The 19,272-nt window shown below is 62.2% G+C and carries 28 protein-coding genes and 1 pseudogene; 11 read left to right on the top strand and 18 right to left on the bottom strand.

Annotated elements, in window-relative coordinates; all coding sequences use genetic code 11:
- Positions 1-22 precede the first annotated feature (22 nt).
- Together EKH55_RS04070 and EKH55_RS04075 are read right to left on the bottom strand one after the other, a co-directional pair.
- Complete coding sequence (locus EKH55_RS04070) at positions 23-289, bottom strand: hypothetical protein (protein ID WP_225190744.1); 267 nt, start codon at positions 287-289, stop codon at positions 23-25.
- 391 nt (positions 290-680) lie between these two features.
- On the bottom strand, positions 681-1,217 hold the full coding sequence (locus EKH55_RS04075; protein WP_069460663.1) for a GNAT family N-acetyltransferase: 537 nt from the start codon (positions 1,215-1,217) through the stop codon (positions 681-683).
- Between the two features lie 347 nt (positions 1,218-1,564).
- Between EKH55_RS04075 and ribH the strand changes: the two genes are divergently transcribed.
- The 4 genes from ribH to EKH55_RS04095 all read left to right on the top strand — a co-directional run bounded on the left by ribH (position 1,565) and on the right by EKH55_RS04095 (position 6,074).
- Positions 1,565-2,026: a 6,7-dimethyl-8-ribityllumazine synthase gene (gene ribH / locus EKH55_RS04080; RefSeq protein WP_069460664.1), complete on the top strand. Its 462-nt coding sequence runs from the start codon at positions 1,565-1,567 to the stop codon at positions 2,024-2,026.
- Positions 2,023-2,505 (top strand): transcription antitermination factor NusB, encoded by a 483-nt coding sequence (gene nusB / locus EKH55_RS04085; RefSeq protein ID WP_069460665.1) that lies wholly within the window; start codon positions 2,023-2,025, stop codon positions 2,503-2,505. The genes ribH and nusB overlap by 4 nt, the downstream gene beginning before the upstream one ends.
- 4 nt (positions 2,506-2,509) lie before the next feature.
- Positions 2,510-3,742: an MFS transporter gene (locus tag EKH55_RS04090; protein ID WP_069460666.1), complete on the top strand. Its 1,233-nt coding sequence runs from the start codon at positions 2,510-2,512 to the stop codon at positions 3,740-3,742.
- 196 nt (positions 3,743-3,938) lie between these two features.
- Positions 3,939-6,074: a sodium-translocating pyrophosphatase gene (locus EKH55_RS04095; RefSeq protein WP_069460667.1), complete on the top strand. Its 2,136-nt coding sequence runs from the start codon at positions 3,939-3,941 to the stop codon at positions 6,072-6,074.
- A 76-nt stretch (positions 6,075-6,150) separates the two neighbouring features.
- Here EKH55_RS04095 and EKH55_RS04100 read toward each other — a convergent pair whose 3' ends face one another.
- Positions 6,151-6,660, bottom strand: coding sequence for an outer membrane protein assembly factor BamE (locus tag EKH55_RS04100; protein WP_151611010.1), 510 nt, complete (start codon positions 6,658-6,660; stop codon positions 6,151-6,153).
- A gap of 139 nt (positions 6,661-6,799) precedes the next feature.
- Between EKH55_RS04100 and EKH55_RS04105 the strand changes: the two genes are divergently transcribed.
- From EKH55_RS04105 to EKH55_RS29655, 7 genes and pseudogenes are all read left to right on the top strand, one after another.
- Positions 6,800-7,342, top strand: a complete 543-nt coding sequence (locus EKH55_RS04105; protein WP_069460852.1) for a ubiquinol-cytochrome C chaperone family protein — start codon at positions 6,800-6,802, stop codon at positions 7,340-7,342.
- 234 nt (positions 7,343-7,576) lie between these two features.
- A complete protein-coding gene (locus tag EKH55_RS04110; RefSeq protein WP_069460669.1) occupies positions 7,577-8,128 on the top strand; it encodes a YceD family protein in 552 nt (183 codons plus the stop codon).
- Positions 8,129-8,325: 197 nt separating this feature from the next.
- Positions 8,326-9,369: a phosphate acyltransferase PlsX gene (gene plsX / locus EKH55_RS04115; RefSeq protein ID WP_069460853.1), complete on the top strand. Its 1,044-nt coding sequence runs from the start codon at positions 8,326-8,328 to the stop codon at positions 9,367-9,369.
- A 17-nt stretch (positions 9,370-9,386) separates the two neighbouring features.
- Positions 9,387-10,358: a beta-ketoacyl-ACP synthase III gene (locus EKH55_RS04120; protein ID WP_069460670.1), complete on the top strand. Its 972-nt coding sequence runs from the start codon at positions 9,387-9,389 to the stop codon at positions 10,356-10,358.
- Between the two features lie 102 nt (positions 10,359-10,460).
- A complete protein-coding gene (locus tag EKH55_RS04125; protein ID WP_069460671.1) occupies positions 10,461-10,799 on the top strand; it encodes an integration host factor subunit alpha in 339 nt (112 codons plus the stop codon).
- Positions 10,800-11,018: 219 nt separating this feature from the next.
- Complete coding sequence (locus tag EKH55_RS04130; RefSeq protein WP_069460854.1) at positions 11,019-11,549, top strand: MerR family transcriptional regulator; 531 nt, start codon at positions 11,019-11,021, stop codon at positions 11,547-11,549.
- 67 nt (positions 11,550-11,616) lie between these two features.
- Positions 11,617-11,830 (top strand): annotated as a pseudogene (locus EKH55_RS29655) (IS481 family transposase); the annotation flags it as partial.
- 130 nt (positions 11,831-11,960) lie between these two features.
- Here EKH55_RS29655 and EKH55_RS04140 read toward each other — a convergent pair.
- From EKH55_RS04140 to EKH55_RS04205, 15 genes are read right to left on the bottom strand one after another with little or no spacing between them, the layout of a single operon-like run.
- Positions 11,961-13,136 (bottom strand): tyrosine-type recombinase/integrase, encoded by a 1,176-nt coding sequence (locus EKH55_RS04140; protein WP_151611011.1) that lies wholly within the window; start codon positions 13,134-13,136, stop codon positions 11,961-11,963.
- Entirely contained in the window at positions 13,022-13,327 is a 306-nt protein-coding gene (locus EKH55_RS30230) for a helix-turn-helix domain-containing protein (protein ID WP_151611012.1), read from the bottom strand. Before EKH55_RS30230 ends, EKH55_RS04140 begins: the two co-directional genes overlap by 115 nt.
- On the bottom strand, positions 13,324-13,638 hold the full coding sequence (locus tag EKH55_RS04150) for a hypothetical protein (RefSeq protein WP_151611013.1): 315 nt from the start codon (positions 13,636-13,638) through the stop codon (positions 13,324-13,326). The genes EKH55_RS30230 and EKH55_RS04150 overlap by 4 nt, the downstream gene beginning before the upstream one ends.
- A complete protein-coding gene (locus EKH55_RS29660; RefSeq protein WP_151611014.1) occupies positions 13,635-14,045 on the bottom strand; it encodes a hypothetical protein in 411 nt (136 codons plus the stop codon). The genes EKH55_RS04150 and EKH55_RS29660 overlap by 4 nt, the downstream gene beginning before the upstream one ends.
- A 43-nt stretch (positions 14,046-14,088) precedes the next feature.
- Positions 14,089-14,328 carry a hypothetical protein gene (locus tag EKH55_RS04160; RefSeq protein WP_151611015.1) on the bottom strand — a complete coding sequence of 80 codons (240 nt, stop codon included), beginning with the start codon at positions 14,326-14,328 and terminating at the stop codon, positions 14,089-14,091.
- The gene (locus tag EKH55_RS04165; RefSeq protein WP_151611016.1) at positions 14,325-14,672 is read right to left on the bottom strand and encodes an HNH endonuclease; all 348 of its coding nucleotides are present in this window, start codon (positions 14,670-14,672) and stop codon (positions 14,325-14,327) included. Before EKH55_RS04165 ends, EKH55_RS04160 begins: the two co-directional genes overlap by 4 nt.
- Positions 14,672-14,848 carry a hypothetical protein gene (locus EKH55_RS29310; protein WP_192803743.1) on the bottom strand — a complete coding sequence of 59 codons (177 nt, stop codon included), beginning with the start codon at positions 14,846-14,848 and terminating at the stop codon, positions 14,672-14,674. The genes EKH55_RS04165 and EKH55_RS29310 overlap by 1 nt, the downstream gene beginning before the upstream one ends.
- Positions 14,848-15,261 (bottom strand): hypothetical protein, encoded by a 414-nt coding sequence (locus EKH55_RS04170; protein ID WP_151611017.1) that lies wholly within the window; start codon positions 15,259-15,261, stop codon positions 14,848-14,850. The genes EKH55_RS29310 and EKH55_RS04170 overlap by 1 nt, the downstream gene beginning before the upstream one ends.
- Positions 15,258-15,887, bottom strand: a complete 630-nt coding sequence (locus tag EKH55_RS04175) for a hypothetical protein (RefSeq protein ID WP_151611018.1) — start codon at positions 15,885-15,887, stop codon at positions 15,258-15,260. The genes EKH55_RS04170 and EKH55_RS04175 overlap by 4 nt, the downstream gene beginning before the upstream one ends.
- Positions 15,884-16,156, bottom strand: coding sequence for a hypothetical protein (locus EKH55_RS04180; protein WP_151611019.1), 273 nt, complete (start codon positions 16,154-16,156; stop codon positions 15,884-15,886). Before EKH55_RS04180 ends, EKH55_RS04175 begins: the two co-directional genes overlap by 4 nt.
- Positions 16,153-16,617, bottom strand: coding sequence for a hypothetical protein (locus tag EKH55_RS04185; protein WP_151611020.1), 465 nt, complete (start codon positions 16,615-16,617; stop codon positions 16,153-16,155). The genes EKH55_RS04180 and EKH55_RS04185 overlap by 4 nt, the downstream gene beginning before the upstream one ends.
- Positions 16,614-17,069 carry a hypothetical protein gene (locus EKH55_RS04190; RefSeq protein ID WP_151611021.1) on the bottom strand — a complete coding sequence of 152 codons (456 nt, stop codon included), beginning with the start codon at positions 17,067-17,069 and terminating at the stop codon, positions 16,614-16,616. Before EKH55_RS04190 ends, EKH55_RS04185 begins: the two co-directional genes overlap by 4 nt.
- A 2-nt stretch (positions 17,070-17,071) precedes the next feature.
- On the bottom strand, positions 17,072-18,037 hold the full coding sequence (locus tag EKH55_RS04195) for a recombinase family protein (RefSeq protein ID WP_151611022.1): 966 nt from the start codon (positions 18,035-18,037) through the stop codon (positions 17,072-17,074).
- On the bottom strand, positions 18,037-19,014 hold the full coding sequence (locus EKH55_RS04200; RefSeq protein WP_151611023.1) for a hypothetical protein: 978 nt from the start codon (positions 19,012-19,014) through the stop codon (positions 18,037-18,039). The genes EKH55_RS04195 and EKH55_RS04200 overlap by 1 nt, the downstream gene beginning before the upstream one ends.
- 1 nt (position 19,015) lies before the next feature.
- Complete coding sequence (locus tag EKH55_RS04205; protein ID WP_151611939.1) at positions 19,016-19,264, bottom strand: hypothetical protein; 249 nt, start codon at positions 19,262-19,264, stop codon at positions 19,016-19,018.
- Positions 19,265-19,272: the final 8 nt, after the last annotated feature.

The following is a 19,272-nucleotide window of genomic DNA, read 5'->3' on the forward strand; positions in this document are numbered from 1 at the left end:
CGGACTGCAGGACTTTATGGGCTCAGCGGAGATAAATCGTCAGCCCGCCGTCGGCGGCTTGCTCGGCCGCGGCGATATTGTTCAACTCGACATCATGCGCCTTCAGCTCGGCGACAAGAGGCCGGTTGGCCTCGACCGCAGATTGCAATGCGACACGCTGCTGCGGCGTGGCCTCGTCAATCCAGCTCCGGGTCTGGTCTTGCCGGCTTAGCGTGTCGACATTGACAATCCTGAGATTGTTGCCTTTGAAACCGCGCACCGTCTGCTCGATCTGCTTTGGCCAGTTCATCTCGACGCTTGCCGCTTGCGCGGTGCCGCCGAAGGTCAGGGCGGAGCGGCGATGATGGTTGCCCTTGCGATGCGGTTCATTGTCGTGCTCCTTTGGTTTGGGATGCCCGCTCGGCCGGCCATCGCGTTCGCGATGGCGCGCCGGGCAGGGCGCCGCAGGCCAGCGCCGGCCGTTTGCGGAGGGAGGTCCCGCAGCGAGAGGCGTCTGGCTGTTTCGAACTGCCGGGGCGGCGTTTCCTCATTCAGAAGGGCTCGCGCCGTGCCGACGGTTGCAAAGCTGGGCGCGAATTTGGCCGAATCCGTGGCTAACTCTCTGAAAAATAATTAAAAAAAAATCGTGTTTGAAACCTGTCGGAGCGGCGGCCGTCGCTAATGCGGTCGGCCGCATCGGTTCAGGCGATATTAGCCGAACGTCTTTCGAACATGATCATCGGCCTCCCGTGATAATTCGTGCGCCAGAATTCCGTGAAGCCGTGCTTCAGCGCGACCCGGATCGAAGCCTGGTTGCCCGGTTCGATGATGCAGGTCTTTCTCAGGCCAGGAAAGACGCGGTCGCCCCAGGCGAGAGCGGCGGCGACCGCTTCCGTCGCAAGGCCGCGACCATGGCTTTTCGGCGAGATTGCCCATCCCATTTCCATCGTTCCATCGAGCGAAGGCGTGATCTGGCGATGAGCATCGTGAAAGCCCGCCTCGCCGACGAATGCGCCGCTTTCCTTCTCCTGGATCGCGAAAAAACCGAAACCGAAATAATGCCACATGCCGACCTGGCGCAGGAAGCGCGTCCAGGATTGTTCCCGCGTATAGGGCGCCCCGCCCACATAGCGGGTCACCTCTTCGTCCGCGAAGAGTGCACAGTAGAGGGGGAAGTCGTCTCGCCGATAGGGGCGCAGAAGAAGCCGCTCGGTCTCGATGACGGGAACGCGGTGCATTTTCGCTCCAATAGTTCGGTCGATGCCATGAATTTCAGCCCCCGCTCGCCGTCTCCAAGATCGGCCGTCGAGGGCGAGCGGCCGGTCAGGGACGGAAAGATACTTGAGGTTTCGAGTATGTTATACATCCCACGGGTGGTGTTGCTTGTTCATGGATTCAACGTTGAATTGCCGTTGCCGCGACCGAAGGCCTGATCGAAATATTTCGGCTCCCGGATGCGGCAAGGGCCATCGGGCTGCAAATGGCTCCGCGTCGCGGAATTTACTTGCCATTCCGCGCGGGGCGTGGTTTGACCCCCGCCTGCACCGGCCAAGTCCGGTCCCGGATTTTTCAAGACAGGTGACCCATGGCGAAGACCGAGCCTCTCCGCATCCTGATTGTGGAAGCGCGCTTCTATGACGATATGGCCGATGCGATGCTCGACGGAGCGAAACACGCGCTCGATGCGGCCGGCGCTACCTACGACATCGTTACGGTACCGGGAGCCCTGGAAGTTCCCGCGGCGATCGCCATGGCGCTCGATGCAGCGGACGAAGGCGGCACTGACTATGACGGCTTCGTCGCGCTCGGCATGGTGATCCGCGGTGAAACCTATCATTTCGATATTGTGGCCAACGAGTCCGCCCGCGCATTGATGGATCTCGCCGTCAGCGAAAGCCTGGCGCTCGGCAATGGTATCCTGACTGTCGACAGCGAGGAACAGGCATGGGCGCGTGCCCGCAGGTCGGAGGGCGACAAGGGTGGTTTTGCCGCGCGCGCCGCCCTGACCATGATCGAACTGAAGAACAAGTTAGGCGCAGAAAAGTGACGAATACCCCCTCGGATCAACCGCTGAAGCAGGTTAATCAGCGTGGTGCTGCCCGCCTTGCGGCCGTGCAGGCGCTTTACCAGATGGATATCGGCGGAACCGGCGTACTGGAGATCGTCGCCGAATTCGAGGCGCATCGTCTCGGCAGGGAGCTCGACGGCGACACCTATCTGAAGGCGGACCCGTCCTGGTTCCGCTCGATCGTTTCCGGCGTCGTGCGCGACCAGCGCAAGCTCGATCCGCTGATCGGCTCCGCCCTGCAGGACGATTGGGCGCTCTCCCGGCTCGATTCCACCGTCCGTGCCATCCTGCGCGCCGGCACTTTCGAGCTCCTGGAGCGCAAGGACGTGCCGATTCCGGTGATCGTCACCGAATATGTCGAGATCGCCAAAGCCTTCTTCGAGGAGGAGGAGCCGAAGCTCGTCAACGCCGTCCTGGACCGGATCGCCAAGCAGGTCCGCGGCGAGCGTCGGAAGTAACGCGATGGTTACTGCGGCGGTCGGCGACATCGGGGCGGTTCTTCGCGAAGCGCGCCGCAATGTCCTGCTGCTCGCCATTGCCCAGGCGCTTCTGGGCGTCGTGGGGCCGATCAGCTTCGCCGTGGGCGGCGTGGCCGGTCACCAATTGCTCGGCGACGACAAGTCGTTAGCGACCGCGCCTCTGACAGCCTTCAATATCGGCATGGCGCTCGGCGTCGTTCTGGTGGCGATGCTGTCACGCCTTACGGGCAGGCGCTTGGCCTTCATGATCGGCGCCTCAATCGCGGCAGCCGGTGGCGTTATCGCCGCCGCTGCCCTGTTCCGTGAAAGCTTTTGGCTTTTTGCAGGTGGCCTTGCCGTGCTCGGCGCCTCCAACGGCTTCACCCAAAAACTGCGCTTTGCCGCGGCCGATGCGTCGCCGTCCTTCTTCAAGCCCAAGGCAATCTCCTGGATCCTCGGCGGCGGCATCGTCTCGGCGGTTCTCGGACCACAGATCGTCATCTTTGCCGGCGATTATTTTGCGCCCGTCTGGTTTGCCGGCGCCTTCGTTGCCCTCTTGCCCGTCTGCCTTGTCGCACTTTTCTTCTTTGCCCCGCTACGATTGCCCGACGGTGTTCCGGCATCCGCCGCGCGCCCGGAAGCGCCCGCACGGCCGCTGGGCGAGATCGTCGGCAATCAGCGCTTCCTGACCGGCATGGTTTGCGGCATTTCCGCCTATGCGCTGATGACCTTCATGATGACCGGTGCCCCCGTCGCCATGGTCGTCGGCTGCGGGTTCTCGAGCGATCTCGCGACGCTCGGCATCCAGTGGCACGTGCTGGCCATGTTCGCTCCGAGCTTCGTCACGGGCTGGCTGATCAGCCGCTTCGGTGCGGAGCGCATCGTCGCCTCGGGATTTCTGCTGCTGATGGCCTGCGCGGCGATCGCGCATCTTGGCGTCGAGCTCTGGAACTTCTGGGCCGCTCTGGTTCTTCTCGGCCTCGGCTGGAACTTCGCCTTCATCGGTGCAACGGCGATCGTCGCCCAGAGCTACCGGCCTCACGAGGCCGACAAGGTCCAGGCGTTCCACGACATCGTGCTCTTCACTGCCGTTGCCGTTTCGTCCTTCGCCTCCGGCAAGGTGCTGACCGCCTATGGCTGGGACATGCTCAACTCCGTTGTGTGGCCAGTCGCAGGCCTGTGCCTCCTTCTCCTCTTCCTACTGATGCGAGCGAGCAGGAAAACCGCCGCAGCCTGAGCTTCGTGCAAGGGCTTGCCGGAAAACTCCCTGTCCCGGAGATGCGGGTATTTTCAGGGGCTTGACGTTCCCTGTTCGCACCCGCACTCTTGCCGCGCCGTGAGGACGTGCCGCTCGAGGAGGCGGCGCGCGAGTCGCGGTTTGAGGGGCCTGCGGCAGGGAGTGAGCCCGCAGGTTGTAACGGAGGATAGTGCGAATGACCATATTACTGGCCGTTATCGCATGCGGGTTGCTTTCGGTGGCTTACGCCGTCTGGGCGGCACAGTCGGTGCTTGCTGCCGATCAGGGGAATGCCCGCATGCAGGAGATTGCAGGCTTTATCAGAGAGGGGGCTCAGGCCTACCTCATGCGTCAGTACAAAACCATCGCCATCGTCGGTGTCGTCGTCTTCATCGGCGCATGGCTTCTTCTCTCGGGTACGGCCGCGATCGGTTTCCTGATCGGTGCGATCCTCTCGGGCGCGGCCGGTTTCATCGGCATGCATGTCTCCGTAAGGGCCAATGTTCGCACGGCCCAGGCCGCATCGGTCAGCCTTGCCTCCGGCCTCGATATCGCCTTCAAGTCAGGCGCCATCACCGGCCTCCTCGTGGCGGGTCTCGCGCTGCTGGGTGTCGCTGTCTACTATTCCGTCCTCACCGTCGGCCTCGGGCATGATCCTGCCTCGCGCGAGGTGATCGATGCATTGGTGGCGCTCGGTTTCGGCGGCTCGCTGATCTCGATCTTCGCCCGTCTCGGCGGCGGCATCTTTACCAAGGGCGCGGATGTCGGCGGCGACCTCGTCGGCAAGGTCGAGGCGGGCATTCCGGAAGACGACCCGCGCAATCCCGCGACGATCGCCGACAATGTGGGCGACAATGTCGGCGACTGCGCCGGCATGGCCGCCGACCTTTTCGAAACCTATGCGGTTTCTGTCGTCGCGACCATGGTTCTGGCGGCGATCTTCTTCGCCGGCACTCCGATGTTTTCGAGCATCATGGTCTACCCGCTGGCAATCTGCGCCGTCTGCATCATCACATCGATCATCGGCACCTTCTTCGTCAAGCTCGGAGCGAATGGCTCGATCATGGGCGCTCTCTATCGCGGGCTGATCATGACCGGCGTGTTGTCGATTCTCGGTCTCGGCGCAGCCACGTCGCTGACGATCGGCTGGGGGTCCATCGGTGTGGTCGCCGGCAAGGACATCACTGGCTGGGGCCTGTTCTTCTGCGGCATCATCGGTCTCATCGTCACGGCCCTGATCGTCGTGATCACCGAATACTACACCGGCACCAACAAGCGGCCGGTGAATTCCATCGCGCAGGCCTCCGTCACCGGCCACGGCACCAACGTGATCCAGGGGTTGGCGGTATCGCTCGAATCGACCGCGCTTCCGGCGATCGTCATCGTCGGCGGCATCATCGCCACCTATCAGTTCGCCGGCCTCTTCGGTACCGGCATCGCCGTCACCACCATGCTCGGCCTCGCCGGCATGATCGTGGCGCTCGACGCCTTTGGCCCCGTGACGGACAATGCCGGGGGCATCGCGGAGATGTCGAATCTGCCGCCGGAAGTGCGAAAGGCGACCGACGCGCTCGATGCGGTCGGCAACACCACCAAGGCGGTCACCAAGGGCTATGCGATCGGCTCCGCCGGCCTCGGCGCTCTCGTCCTCTTCGCGGCCTATTCCAACGACCTCGCCTATTTCGCCGCCCATGGCGAACAGTATCCCTATTTCGCTGACGTCGGGCCGATCTCTTTCGACCTGTCGAACCCCTATGTCGTCGCCGGCCTCATCTTCGGCGGCCTGATCCCCTATCTCTTCGGCGGCATTGCGATGACCGCCGTCGGTCGGGCAGGCGGTGCCGTCGTCGAGGAGGTGCGGCGACAATTCAAGGAAAAGCCGGGCATCATGGAAGGCAAGGACCGGCCGGACTATGGCCGCGCCGTCGACATGCTGACCAAGGCGGCGATCCGCGAAATGATCATTCCCTCGCTCCTGCCGGTGCTGGCGCCGATCGTCGTCTATTTCGGCGTGCTGCTCCTTTCGGGCTCGAAGGCCTCCGCCTTCGCGGCATTGGGCGCTTCGCTTCTCGGCGTCATCGTGAATGGCCTGTTCGTGGCGGTTTCCATGACCTCCGGGGGCGGTGCCTGGGATAACGCCAAGAAGAGCTTCGAGGACGGGTTCGTGGACAAGAACGGCACGCGCCACATGAAGGGTTCGGACGCGCACAAGGCATCCGTGACCGGTGACACGGTGGGCGATCCCTACAAGGACACGGCCGGGCCGGCGGTCAATCCGGCGATCAAGATCACGAACATCGTGGCCTTGCTGCTGCTCGCCGTGCTTGCCTGAGACAATCCTTGAGTAAAAAGGGCCCGCGGAACCAGTGTTCCGCGGGCTGTTTCTTGGCACCTGCCATGCCGATTCGTCACATGTCGCCGAAATTCTTGAAGAGGTTGCGCGCTGCGCCCTGTCCGACGCCGGGGCCTGTCAGCAGCTGCCCGAGGAAACTCGTCTCCTTGCCGCCGGTCGGGGTCGTGCTCGACAGCATGTCGAAGACCTTGCCGTCCTTGAGCGTGTAATGGGCGAGTTGGCTGACGACGCCTTCCTTGTCGAAATAGACGGCGAGGACCGACTGGTCGATGATCTTCGGCTTCATGAAGGCCACCGGCCGTTTGCGAGTCTGGGAAATGTAGTAGAATACCTCGTTGTCGAATGTCGCGGTCGTCGACGGCGTGCCGAGCGACAGGAGGACCTGTTCACGGCTCGATCCGACAGGCACGAGGTTCAGCGTTTCCTGGTCGACGACATAGCCCTGATGCAGGACTTCGCCGACATCGAGGGTCTGACAGCCGGCAAGGGCTGCAGTGGAGAGCGAAGCCACGACCACGGCGCGGGCCAGTACGTCCAGGTTCGATGTCAAATACCGCTTCGTCAACAACTGCTCCTCTTGGAGTAACGATGGCAGATCCGCCATTGCAATTCGTGCCTGCTTCGGTAAACCAGCTTCGGCTATCATGCAACAACGTGATGGGCGCTTGCCCATCGATTTCGAAAAGCCACGACTGGGCTTTGTGATGATTTTTGGACTGTTCAAGAGAAAAAGCGGCAACATTGCGATAGTGGAGCGCCAATATGCGCATCTCACCGCCGCGGCGCGCCAGCCATTTCTCTATACCGACCTCGATGTGCCCGACACGGTGATGGGGCGTTTCGAGATGCTCTCGGCAATGTTGATCCTCTATTTCCGACGTACTCGCAGTTCGCCGCGAACCGGCCAGGAGATCGCGCAGGAGATCGTCGACGCCTTTTTCGAAGACGTCGATCACTCGATCCGGGAGTTGGGCATCGGCGATGCGGGCGTGCCGAAGAAGATGAAGAAGCTTGCCGGCATGTTCTATGGACGGCTCGAATCCTACGCGGCCGCTCTCGACGGGAGCGACCGCGAGATGCTGGCCGCAGCACTCAGGCGCAACTTCCATCCCGAGAGGGAGGGCGCGCCATCGATGGCGGGACTTGCCGCCTATCTCTTCCTCGTCGAAGAGGTGCTGTCGGGCATCCCCGAGGACGCGGTCGAAGTCGGCCAGTTGCGCATTCCGCCGGCAGGGCCGCGGACCTGACAGGCGGGCGAAGCAGGGATCAGAATCTGCGGCAAACCTAAGGAATCCGAGCAGGTAATCGTGGTAAACCCATGAATATCTGCTTGGCGCATCGGTCCGAGAACCGGAGCCGATTTTCGGAAAGCTCGATGCGCAGAGGCAAAGAGTTACGGCGACCTTTGCGCGTCTGAAAAGACACGCGGCGCTGTCAAAGGCCGCGCCCGCCTTCTCGCGGCGCGGCAGGAAGGAACGATCATGAAGCACGAAAGCAACCCGACATTCTCCTACCCGGTGAAGGTGGGGCATATTTCGGCAAATCCCGTCAAGGTGCATGTGTCGGCAAACGAGGCGGAACGCCGCGCGCTTGCCGAGCTCTGGAAGGTCGACGAGGTGCAGTCGCTCGATGCCGACCTCGAGATCGGGCGATGGAAGAAGGACGGCGTGAAGATCAAGGGCGAGGTGCGCGCGCTTGTCGTCCAGACCTGCGTGGTGACGCTCGACCCCGTGGAGGCGAATATCCGCGAGCCGGTCGAGGCGATCTTCGTACCGGAAGGGTCACGGCTGGCACGCCAGGCCGACAATGATGGCGGCGAGGTGATTCTCGATCCGGGCGGCCCCGACATCCCCGACACCTTTGCCGGTGACACGATCGACGCCGGCGCTGTCGTTAGCGAGCACGTCGCTCTGGCAATCGACCCCTATCCGCGCAAGGAGGGGGTCGCCTTCGGCGAGCGCATCGAGAGTTCCGCCGGGGATGACGAGCGGCCCAATCCGTTTGCGGTGCTCAAGGATTGGAAAAAGAAATGAAGCGGCGCGAGTGCGGACTACAATTCGGTTGTCACGCAAGCGAAAAGCAGTATTTTGGCCCGGCTCCGGCCAAGGGGTCGCAGTGCCGGGACGTTGCATGCTGGCGCGAGTGTCAGAAGGAACGCGGGATCGCTGCCGCTTGAAGAATGCGCCGCGGCCAGACGCGTCGCATAGCGGGAAAAAGGGATAAGACACGCGTGGTCAGAATTTCACTTGACGTGATGGGCGGCGACTATGGTCCTGAAGTCGTCATCCCGGGCGCAGCAAGGGCGCTCGAACGTCATCCGGACATCCGTTTCGTTCTGTTCGGACAGGAATCTCGGTGCGCCGAATTGTTGGCGAAACATCCAAAGCTCCAGGCCGCAAGCACCTTCCATGATTGCGAGATCGCCGTCGGCATGGATGAAAAGCCGAGCCAAGCGCTCAGGCGCGGGCGCGGCAAGTCGAGCATGTGGAAGGCAATCGACGCGATCAATGCCGATGAGGCGGATGTCGTGGTCTCGGCGGGCAATACCGGCGCGCTGATGGCGATGTCGGTCTTCTGTCTAAGGACCATGCAGGGCATTCAGCGTCCGGCGATTGCCGCCATCTGGCCGACGCTCAAGGGCGAAAGCATCGTCCTCGACGTCGGCGCGACGATCGGCGCAGATGCGCAGCAGCTCATGGATTTCGCGCTGATGGGCGGGGCGATGGCCCGTGCTCTCTTCGAGGTCGAGCGTCCGTCCGTCGGCCTGTTGAATGTCGGCGTCGAGGAGATCAAGGGGCAGGAAGAGGTCAAGGAAGCCGGTCGGCTTATCCGCGAAGCCAATATCGAGGGCATCGACTATTACGGCTTCGTCGAGGGTGACGATATCGGCCGCGGCACCGTGGACGTGGTCGTGACGGAAGGGTTCTCGGGCAATATCGCGCTCAAGGCGGCGGAAGGCACCGCGCGCCAGATCGCCGAATATCTCCGCGCTGCCATGTCGCGCACGCTCCTTGCCAGGGTCGGCTATGTCTTCGCCAAGGGAGCCTTCGATCGGCTGCGCGAGAAGATGGATCCCCGCAAGGTCAATGGCGGCGTCTTCCTGGGGCTGAACGGCATCGTCATCAAGAGCCATGGCGGCACGGATGCCGAGGGTTTCGCCGCGGCGATCGATGTCGGCTACGACATGGTCAAGAACGGCCTGAAGGCAAAGATCGAGGCCGACCTGGCGCGCTATCACGGCACCCAGACGCCGGAGGCCCTTCCGCGGGCTTGAATGAAAGGTTTTAGCAGATGATCCGTTCTGTCGTTCGCGGTTTCGGCGCAGCGCTGCCGAAGCGGGTGATGACCAACAAGGAAATGGAATCCCGGGTCGACACGTCCGATGATTGGATCGTGCAGCGGACCGGCATTCGCCAGCGCTACATCGCCGGCGAGGGCGAGACGACGGCGTCGCTGGGCGAGGGAGCCGCCCGCGCCGCCCTTCAGAGGGCCGGGCTGACACCGGACGATCTCGACCTGATCATCGTCGCGACCTCGACCCCCGACAACACCTTCCCGGCGACGGCGGTCAACATCCAGAACCGTCTCGGCATGCGCCACGGGGCGGCGTTCGACCTGCAGGCGGTCTGCTCCGGTTTCGTCTATGCGGTTGCGACCGCGGATGCCTATATCCGCGGCGGCCTTGCCAGGCGTGCCCTGGTGATTGGCGCCGAGACCTTCTCGCGCATTCTCGACTGGTCCGACCGCACGACCTGCGTGCTCTTCGGAGACGGCGCCGGCGCCCTCATCCTTGAAGCCGGGAAAGGCGAGGGCACCAATGCCGATCGCGGCGTGCTGACTGCGCAGCTGCGCTCCGACGGCGTCCATGGCGACAAACTCTATGTCGACGGAGGCCCGTCGACGACCGGTACGGTGGGCCATCTCCGGATGGAAGGACGCGAGGTCTTCAAGCACGCGGTCGGCATGATCACCGATGTGATCGAAGCCGCTTTCGAGGCGACGGGGACGACGGCGGACGACGTCGACTGGCTCGTTCCCCACCAGGCCAATCGCCGCATCATCGACGGCTCTGCCAGGAAGCTCGGCATCCCACTCGAAAAGGTTGTCGTGACGGTGGACCAGCATGGCAATACGTCAGCAGCCTCTATTCCGCTCGCGCTCAACACCGCAGCTGCCGATGGGCGGATCAAGAGGGGTGACCTTGTGATGCTCGAGGCCATGGGCGGCGGGTTCACCTGGGGCTCGGTTCTGCTCCGCTGGTAAGGCAGAAAGAAAATAATTGAAGTAAGGCAGGCGCTTGACCGGAAAAGGCAAGGGCAATAGTCTTCTTCCGCTGATCGGCATGCCAGATATCGGTGGGGGAAGATGAGCGGGAAAACAGTAACACGAGCGGACTTGGCTGAGTCGGTTTTTCGCAAGGTCGGATTGTCTCGGACGGAGTCCGCCGAACTTGTGGAGACCGTCATCGACGAGATCTGCAACGCTATCGTGCGGGGCGAGAGCGTGAAGCTGTCTTCTTTCGCAACTTTTCAGGTGCGCGACAAGAACGAGCGCATCGGGCGAAACCCCAAGACGGGTGAGGAAGTGCCGATCTCCCCGCGTCGCGTCATGACCTTCAAGGCTTCGAACGTCTTGAAGCAGCGGGTGCTGAAGGCGCATCTGACCCGCAAGGCCAAGCAGAAGCATGCCGATGCGGCTTCCTGATCGGCTGCCGCAACCGTAAATGCGGTTGAAAACCCCTTCATAAACCATTGAAATTGGTCTGATTCGTGCGATCATCGCGCAATTGATCCGTTCACTGCGCCGGTCGATCGTGCGCTGCTGCAGCATTCCTTGAGCCGATGCGCCCGAGGAATGACGCAGCGATTCAAGCTGTTGCAGCGGCCGGCGATGCGCTCGCCGCCGCTTGGAGATTGGGACGATATGGAAAAGAGCCCGGATGCCTTCCGTACCATCAGCGAGGTCGCAGACGAACTTGATCTGCCACAGCACGTGCTGAGGTTCTGGGAAACGCGCTTCCAGCAGATCAAGCCGATGAAGCGCGGCGGTGGCCGGCGCTATTACCGCCCCGAGGACGTCGACCTGCTCAAGGGCATCCGACATCTGCTCTATGATCACGGCTATACGATCAAGGGCGTGCAGAAGCTCCTCAAGGCCAATGGCAACAAATTCGTCGCCGCCATCGCCAGCGGCGACTTGGCGGCCGTCGAGGCCCTTGCTGCGTCCAGCCACGAGGAACCGGCGCCGCCGAAGGCGGGCATTGCCGAGGAGGACCAGATCGTCGGCCGCGCCAAGGCGCCGCCAAGTCGTCGCTTCTTCTCCTTCGGCGGCGGTAGCGACGACGCGGAAATCTCGCTCGGCAAGGCATCCGTCAGCAAGGAAGACCGGGCGCTGCTGCAGGAGGCGCTTTACGATCTGCTCGAATGCAAGCGGTTGCTCGACCAGGTGCGGTGAACCCGGTCGACCGACTCACTGTCGTCGATTGGGAAGCCCGAAGACGAGTGCCGTCAGGAAGGGTTCAAGGCCCAATGACGGTCTGCCGGAGCTCGAATCCCCCCACGATCGCGACGTCATGGTTGCCGCCTGCGGCCGCATCTGCATGCATCGCAAGAAGATCAACATCTCGACCGTCATGGCCGGCCAGAGGCTTGGCATCAAGGAAATATCGACTTCGAGCAGAGGACTTTGCAACCATCGACAACCCGTTCGGCACGAGGTTGTCACCCATGTCTTAGGTGCAAACTGTTACCTATGTCTCCGGGCTGTACAAGGGCTTAAATGGTCGGAGCGGCGGGATTCGAACCCACGACCCCTTGACCCCCAGGAAAATACGCATATTCCAGTTTTTGCTTTGGGAGCGGCCACTTACGCGGCCCCCTTCTGCCCAGCTCGGGACTTTTTCCGGGACTGTGTGACTCGCTTTTGCGCCTGGTGCAGTTCCTCCATGGCGTCAAAAACCTCCTCGTCGAGCACATGCGCGTACCGCGTCGTCGTCTTGATGTCGGCGTGGTTCAGCACCTTCTGCACCATCTTCAGATTGCCGGTCTTGCGCAGTAGCTTCGTTCCAACGTCGTGCCGGAAATCATGGAAGCGGAGATCCTGCAGGCCGGCGTCCTTGCGCGTGCGCTTCCATTCTGTCTTCAGGCCGGAATAGGTCACCGGATAGCGCTTTCCCCTAACGCGCGCCTCCCCATCTCCCTTGTATGAAGCATTCGCCTTCCTGGCGCGCTTCGCCTCATACGTAAAAACGAATCGCTCGTGGTGGCCGATCAGCGGCCGGATGATGTCGCGGACAGTGGACGTAATTGCGGTCTTCACCAGGCGTCCGCCCTTGCCGGTTCGCGTGATCCAACCCGTCTGCCAGTTCACCATCGGCCATTCGATCAGGCACTCGTCGAGGCGCAGGCCTGTCGCGCGGGCGAAGGCGAAGATCGGCGCATAATCCGGCCGCACCTTGGCGTCGATCGCTTTGCCCTCGTGCTCGTGCACTTCCCGGATTCGTTCCTTTGGCTCCTCGAGGAAATGATCCTTCCAGTTGGGTTCCGCGGGGAAGCTGTATTTCCAGGTGCGCTTGGCGCGCGTGAACAGCTTCTTCAGGACCAGCGTCGTCGACCGGTTGACTGTCGCGGCCGAGACGAATCGCATCGGCTTGTCGTCCTTTGTCTTGTCGCGGCCCCATGCCGGCTGCGATCGGCGCCACTGAACGAGCTTCGCTACGTCGCCGTCCGTGATGTCGGCAAGCAGCTTCGTCTTGCCAAAATACTCGACGAGCCTGGCAAGGTCTGTCGCAGTCGTTTCTGCGTTGGCATGCAACTGGCCGACCTCCAGCCAATATCGATCGGCGGCGATGTTTATGGTGAGTGGCCCGCCGCCAGCATCACGAGCAGCCTTGACGGCCGCTTTCGCCTTGGCGCGCTCCTCCCGCTCTACCTCTTCTGCTTTTCGGCGATTAGGAGTGCCCGTCGTTCCATGAAACCGATTACCTCCGATTTGGAAGTCGTAGTGGTAATTCGGCGAGTTTTTTGGCTTGTAGACGGACATTTGCGCATCCTGCGGCGATTGATGAAGTCGAGGATATCCTTTCGATCGAAGGCCATGCGGGGCCGTTTCTTGCCCGCTCCCTTCGGGATGAAGGCTATTTCGCCAGCATCGACGTGCTCGCGCAAGACCTTGACGGAGATCGTCAACATCGCTGCGGCCTCGGCCGGAGTTAGGAGGTCGTGGTCTGTCATTCATGGCCTCCTGCCGGCTCTGGCGCGGCGGCAAGCATAGCTTCCCATCCAGACGGCCCGTCATACCCGCCTGCGACATTCATGCGCGCGACCCGGCCGGCTGCGATCATCTCTGGCGTCGGCTCGATCGGGACGAGCTTCCAGCCTTCCGGCGCCGTCGTTAGCGCCTGTCCGATGGCCAGCATGATCTCCATCGTGCTCATCGGCCTTGGAGGGTTTCCTAGGACGGATTCGACGTAGGAGCGGATGTCCTCGGGAAGGGCGTAGAATTCACGCGTGGCGGGGCTGGCGTTAGTGAGGTCGGGGATCATGGCTTCTTCTCTTCAGGTGCGGCCAGAAGGCCCTGAGATGCGATACGTTCGTGAACGGTCTCGCCGGTAGGCAGCAGGATTTGACCGAGAAATGCGGCGTCGAAAGATAAAATCCCGGTCTCCACGGCCGTCAACTGCCCTTTGATCCAATCGCGGAGGATCGACCACACGGCAATCTGGCCCTTCTCAAGGGCACGGCGCTCGTGCTCCACCCTAGTCATCCGCATTCGGTTCGAATACGGGTTCTCGCGCAGCCAGGCGGCGGCATAGCCCTTGGCGCTGGCGCTCACCTGGACACCGCGTCCGCGGTACTCGAACTGGATGATGACATTGCCCTCGGCGAAATCTTCCATCGGTGCAAACTTGGAGCAGCCGAATGCCTGAATGGTCTTGCGGATATCGTCCATAGCCGATCGGCCGGAACTGCTGTTGGAGTAGGGAAGGCTCATGTCAGCGGCGCTCCTGGTCGGCCGTGGCACCTTCTCTCATCGAGCTGTGAGCCCAATTCTGAGTGCATGCGCAGAATGGGCAGATCCAGCCGCGAACGGTCGGGACTAATGCGCCCAGATCGCCAAAGGCAACTCGGTGATTGCCGTCGCCTCGGTTTGCGCAGGTGAACGGGTGGAACTGACCGGCGGTCTGGTGTTTGGCGAGGTTCACGACCTCATCCGCGGTGAACACGTTTGTCATGCATCCCTCGTCTTTGCAAAGCCGCGGCTTTTGATGCGGGCTTTCGATTTCGGATAGATGCCAAGGTGCTTCTTGCGGACCCGATCGCACTTGGCCTGAATCGATTGCTCCTCGGTCGATTTCTCGCGGTGCGGCTCTTTTAGGACCGGCCAGAGATTGCTCTCGCGGTGCTCTCCGCCTCGCCATAGAGCCTTAATGTGGTCCAAGTCCCAGGCTTCGCCAGCCATGATCTTCCGGCCGGATAGCTGGCAGACGCCGCCGTATTTCTCGAAGAGGCGGAGGCGGACGCGCGGCGGCACCTTCTCGTCGTCGGTCTTGCCGATCCATTCGGGGACGCTGCGCATCAGATGCCTCCCACGTACGCGGCAAACCACGCGAGAAGGATGCAGAGCAGGCAAGCGCCTATGTGCCCGCCTCGCTCATGTCGAGCGACCTTCCCGAGCCCAACGTCGATGAAGCCGTTGAAGCCGGCCGCAAAGAACATAGCGGCGAGAAAATAGGCTATTGCGTTCGCAACCATCACGCTCTCCCCGTGAGCTTCCGCGTCATCCGCACGACCTCGCGATGGCGATTGTGCTCCGAGAGCATGTCGCGCTGGACTAGCTTGATGGTTTTGCCGGGAACCCGGATCACGCGCAGGACGCGCGCCTTGTCGCACTCAAAGGAGTGACCGGGATGCACGGCGTCAGGATCCGGCGTCAACTCACCGATCGGCTCGACTTCATAGACCTTGCCGCAGCCTGAATGATGCATGCAGGCGTAGAGTAGAGCGCCGTGCATATCGGTGCAGACGTAGACCTTGTTGGTGTTGCAGACGCCAGCCGCGCCGAATCGAGCGGTCGACGGTGCTTTCGTCGTCGCTGGCGGAAGGACGAACTGACCGACGGTCAGGCCGCCGAATCCGCCGTGGAAGTAGCGAACGGGGCCTATCATGCCGCCTCCGGCTCGATCTGGTCGACGTTTTGCTTGACGACGCGGAAGGAATAAGCGGCCACCCAAGGATTCTTCGACGCCGCCCCGGCGCCGTTGATGTAATCCCAAAGCTTGAGATAGCAGGCGCTGAAAGGGGTGGATGATTGCTCGACGCCAACAGCCGTCAGATCGTGAGGCCAGATGCCGGGCACATAACAAAACGGCGGGTCAGCAGTTTCCCACTCCACACCTTCGGCTTCAGCATCCTTCTCGCTGATGTCCTGCAACCGCTCGACGCGAACGTCGGTGACGATCAGGGTGATGCGGGACGCCCAGCGCGGCATGAAGATCGACGGACGCCAAGGATAGCCACGCGCCTCTGCATCCAAGTCAGCGCAAGGGTCTGTCGCAGCATACCGCACTTCGCAAATGCTACTCTTCGTGGGCTGGTAATCGCCAAAGGACAGGCCTTGCCATGTCTCCCTGGCCCAAAGCCTATCGCCGATCGCGATGCGCAGTTGCCGCGGGGCCTGGCCCTCCAGAATATCATCCGGCTGCGGCTTCAGAATCCGCCGCGTCTGCGTCTTGCGGCCGTCGAGCAGCGCGCGGACCATCGGGGCGGAGAAGAGGATAGGGCGGTCGGTCATTCCGCACCTGCCTTTGCCTTGGCGATCATGCGCTCAAGAGGTGAGAGGTGATCTTCGACGGCCTTCGCCTTGAGTGGCGGCAGGCCAAACTTCTCCAGGTATTTGCGCGAGTGCTTCGCCCAGACCTTCTTGCCCCAACTCGTAGAGGCGAATTCCCATGGGCGAGCGGCGCGCAACGCCTTCTTGCGAGTGGCAAGGTCGGCGTCGACCGGAAGGCTGCGGTGGACCTCGCCGATGACGTGAGAGGCGGTTTTCTGCCAGTCGATCATGCTGCACCGCCTTTCAAGGCTGCGGTGATGTCCGCATGAAGTTGGCGAACCTCGGCAAGCGCTGCGTTGAAGCGTGGCGCACGGGCCGGGTAGGGCGCATTCATCTCCGCTTGCTCTTTGGCAGTGGTTACGCCGTCGATGACGTATTCCTCGGCGCGCGATAGCAGAGCGCGGAGCTTCGCAATCTCGGCGTCCTTAGCGACGATGGCGTCAAGCGTCTCATAGTACGAGTTGCAGGCCTCGACGATGAAGGCCGCATTATCGCGGTGGTAATTGAACCGCCAGGGCGCAGCCGTGTGGCTCATTCGGCAGACATGAAACTCGCCACTCATCATGGCTAAAGGCTTCATGGCCTCTTCGTCGACATTGACCGGTTGAATGGACGTGTAGACGTTCCCGTTGTCGAAGTTAGGTTCGCTTACGACCTTCCACGGCAGGGCAGTGTGCTTGCTGTCGCTCATGCTGCCCTCCGCTTCAAATCTTCTGGATTGGTGAGGACGAGGCCCTGCTCGGAGAAGTGCCGGTGCACAGCGTCGAGATAGGCGGTCTTCTGCCTGGTCGTCATGATCCGCGTGACACCGAAATCGAACGGCACCATCATCAGCTTGAGCTTGTGCTCGTATGGGAGTGGCATGATCACCGCATCGTACTCGGCCTTGAACACGTCGTTCTCGTTGCGAAGGATCGGAACGCCGAAGTGCAGCTTGCAGTATCCGCGCACCTCTTCCGGCGTCTGATCGCCGAGCTGGGCGGCGATCTCAAGCATCCATTGGCGCTGCAGCCGGTTCTGGTCGCTGGTCCGGTGCTTGCCGTCGGTGATGCTGGCGGTGAAGGGGAGTTTCCTCTCCTTCACGAACCGGATCAGCATGTCCCGGGCCTGTTCGGTCTCGACGATGCGGTTGTTGGTCGCCATGGTCAGCCCCCAGCAAGAGGCGCAAGTTGAGCGAGGCGCCGGTCTCGGATCGCATAGGCAGCATCGATCATGTCGGCGTGGCCGTTGGTTTCGAGCACGGCCGGCGCGTCGAAGTCGGTCCAGATCTCCTCGACCTGCACCTCGTCCTTCGCGCCGGCGAGCGAGGTTTCGATCTGCTCGAGGAAATCGCCGAGAACGAATTCTTCTTCGGCCGCCGCCTCGGTTTTGCTTCCGGGCTCTGCTTCGATCGTCTTGGCGGCGGGTGGCGCTGGCGGGGCCGGGGGCTTCGGCGGCTGCGCGGGCTTGGCCGGTGTGATGTCGCGCATCGTTTCCGCCTCGTCGATATCGCGCACCTCGAATTCATCGCGGATGCCGCCGAGAACGTCGCCGAACAGTTCACGCAAGCAATAGCCAGCCGCGCGCCAGGCAATCATGCGCTGAGGAAAGCGATACCATGGCGCATCGTTCGGCTGGCCGTCCTTCCAGACCGGCTGGTTATTCTCCCAGACCTTTTTTCGGACAGTCGGACGATCATCCCAAAGGCCAGCGCGCTCGGCTTCGGCTTGGGAGAACTCGACGCGGCTTTCTTCGCCGGTATCGTTGCGCTTGGCATGGCAGAATCCAATCATCTGCCCATCGCGCATTTCGTGCCCGGTCTTGAGGAAGGCAACTTTCCCAGACTGGCGAACGACGTTGATCAGGCCATCGCCGTATAACGCCGGCTTGCCGTTGATGACGGTGAAGCTGCGAAGGCTGACCATCGGCTTCAATCCGAGCTCGGCACCAGACATGATACAGACGGCTACCGCGCTGGCGGCATCATCGCCGGTCTTCTTGCCGACGAGTGACGAAGGGGCGAGGCCCGCCGCGACCACGGCGCGGGCTATGCGGAAAGTCTCTTCGAACGTCTGCGGAATGATCGCGAGGACATTGCCGCCGGCGGAAAGTGCGGGAACATGCTGGTTCATTACGCGGCCCTCTGCTCTTCGAAGCGCTCAACACCATCGATCTCGACGCCGGCGCGTACGGCGCGGTTAGCGAGCGTCTCGACGAGCGCTTTCATTTCGGGATGGTTGCTCAAGGCCTTGAGGGCCTTGTCGTAGTCAACGATGCGAGCCGAAACGAAGGTGCGGAGCGAGACGCGAGCGCCGGTGCGACCGGCCTGGGCGTTCTTGGCCTGCGCCGCCTGTTCCTGCTTGTCGGCTTCCTTCTGCAGGCGTTCCGCTTCGGCCTGCGCGGCGGTATCGCTCACGTCGGCTTGGGCGGCGAGTGCTTCGGCCTCTCGGCGCTTTCGATCGGCCTCTTCCTGCGCCTTGCGCTGGCGCTCCCGTTCTATGCGCTGCTGCTCGATCAGGTAGGCGTCCATATGCCTTTTGAGCTTCTTCGACAGATCGGCCGGCGCATCCTTGAGGTCGCGCCACTTGTTGTCGACATCGCGACCGGCGTCGAGGTGCGGCTGCTTCTCGACCTTGTGCAGGTCCGTCGCCTTCTTCGCGATGGCGGCGAGCCGCTTCGACCAGATCGCGGCCTTGTCAGCCTGATCCTGCGTCGTGATCGGCGTCTTCATGAAGGCGAGGGCCTGTTCGGCCTCGGCTTCGTATTCGAGCTTAAGAGCCTCGAACGGATCATCCGGCAGATTGTGGCCCATGGCGGGCGCCGGCGGCTCGTCGTCCCATCCTGCGCCCTCGATGGCCTTCTGGTAAGCCTCGTAGCTGACCGGATGCGTGCGGCAGAAATTCCAAGCTTCGGCGGCGTCGACCATCCGCTCGCCGCGCATCGCCAGCCATTCGCCGTCATCGCCGCGCCAGATCGCAACAGGCTCCCACTGGGCGCCCTTGAAGCGGGTCCGGTAATATCCCTGCTCGGGCTGCCCTTCATGCATCGGGCCGAAGTTGCCGGCCAGCGCGTTCTGCCACCAAGTCCAAATGCTCGTTTCTACTGTCATGTCAGACGCTCCTGGCTTTGACGATTTGACGGTGGACCTGCTCCGTCTTCCAGGCGCCGACGGCGATCACGCCGAGAACGGTCGCGAGAAAGATCAGGAGGAGGGCGGTGGTGTAGGTTGCCCGGTTGAACTGCTTGAGCGCTTCCAGATCGTCGTCGCGGTCGACAGCACAGCGGGTGCAGGAGCAGCCGAAGGCGGCGGCGGGGCAGGCGGAGCGCCTGGCATCCGCCTTCGCGTTGTGTGCGTCTATGGTGGCGC

The organism is Sinorhizobium alkalisoli (assembly GCF_008932245.1).
In the GTDB taxonomy this organism is placed as follows: Bacteria; Pseudomonadota; Alphaproteobacteria; order Rhizobiales; family Rhizobiaceae; genus Sinorhizobium; species Sinorhizobium alkalisoli.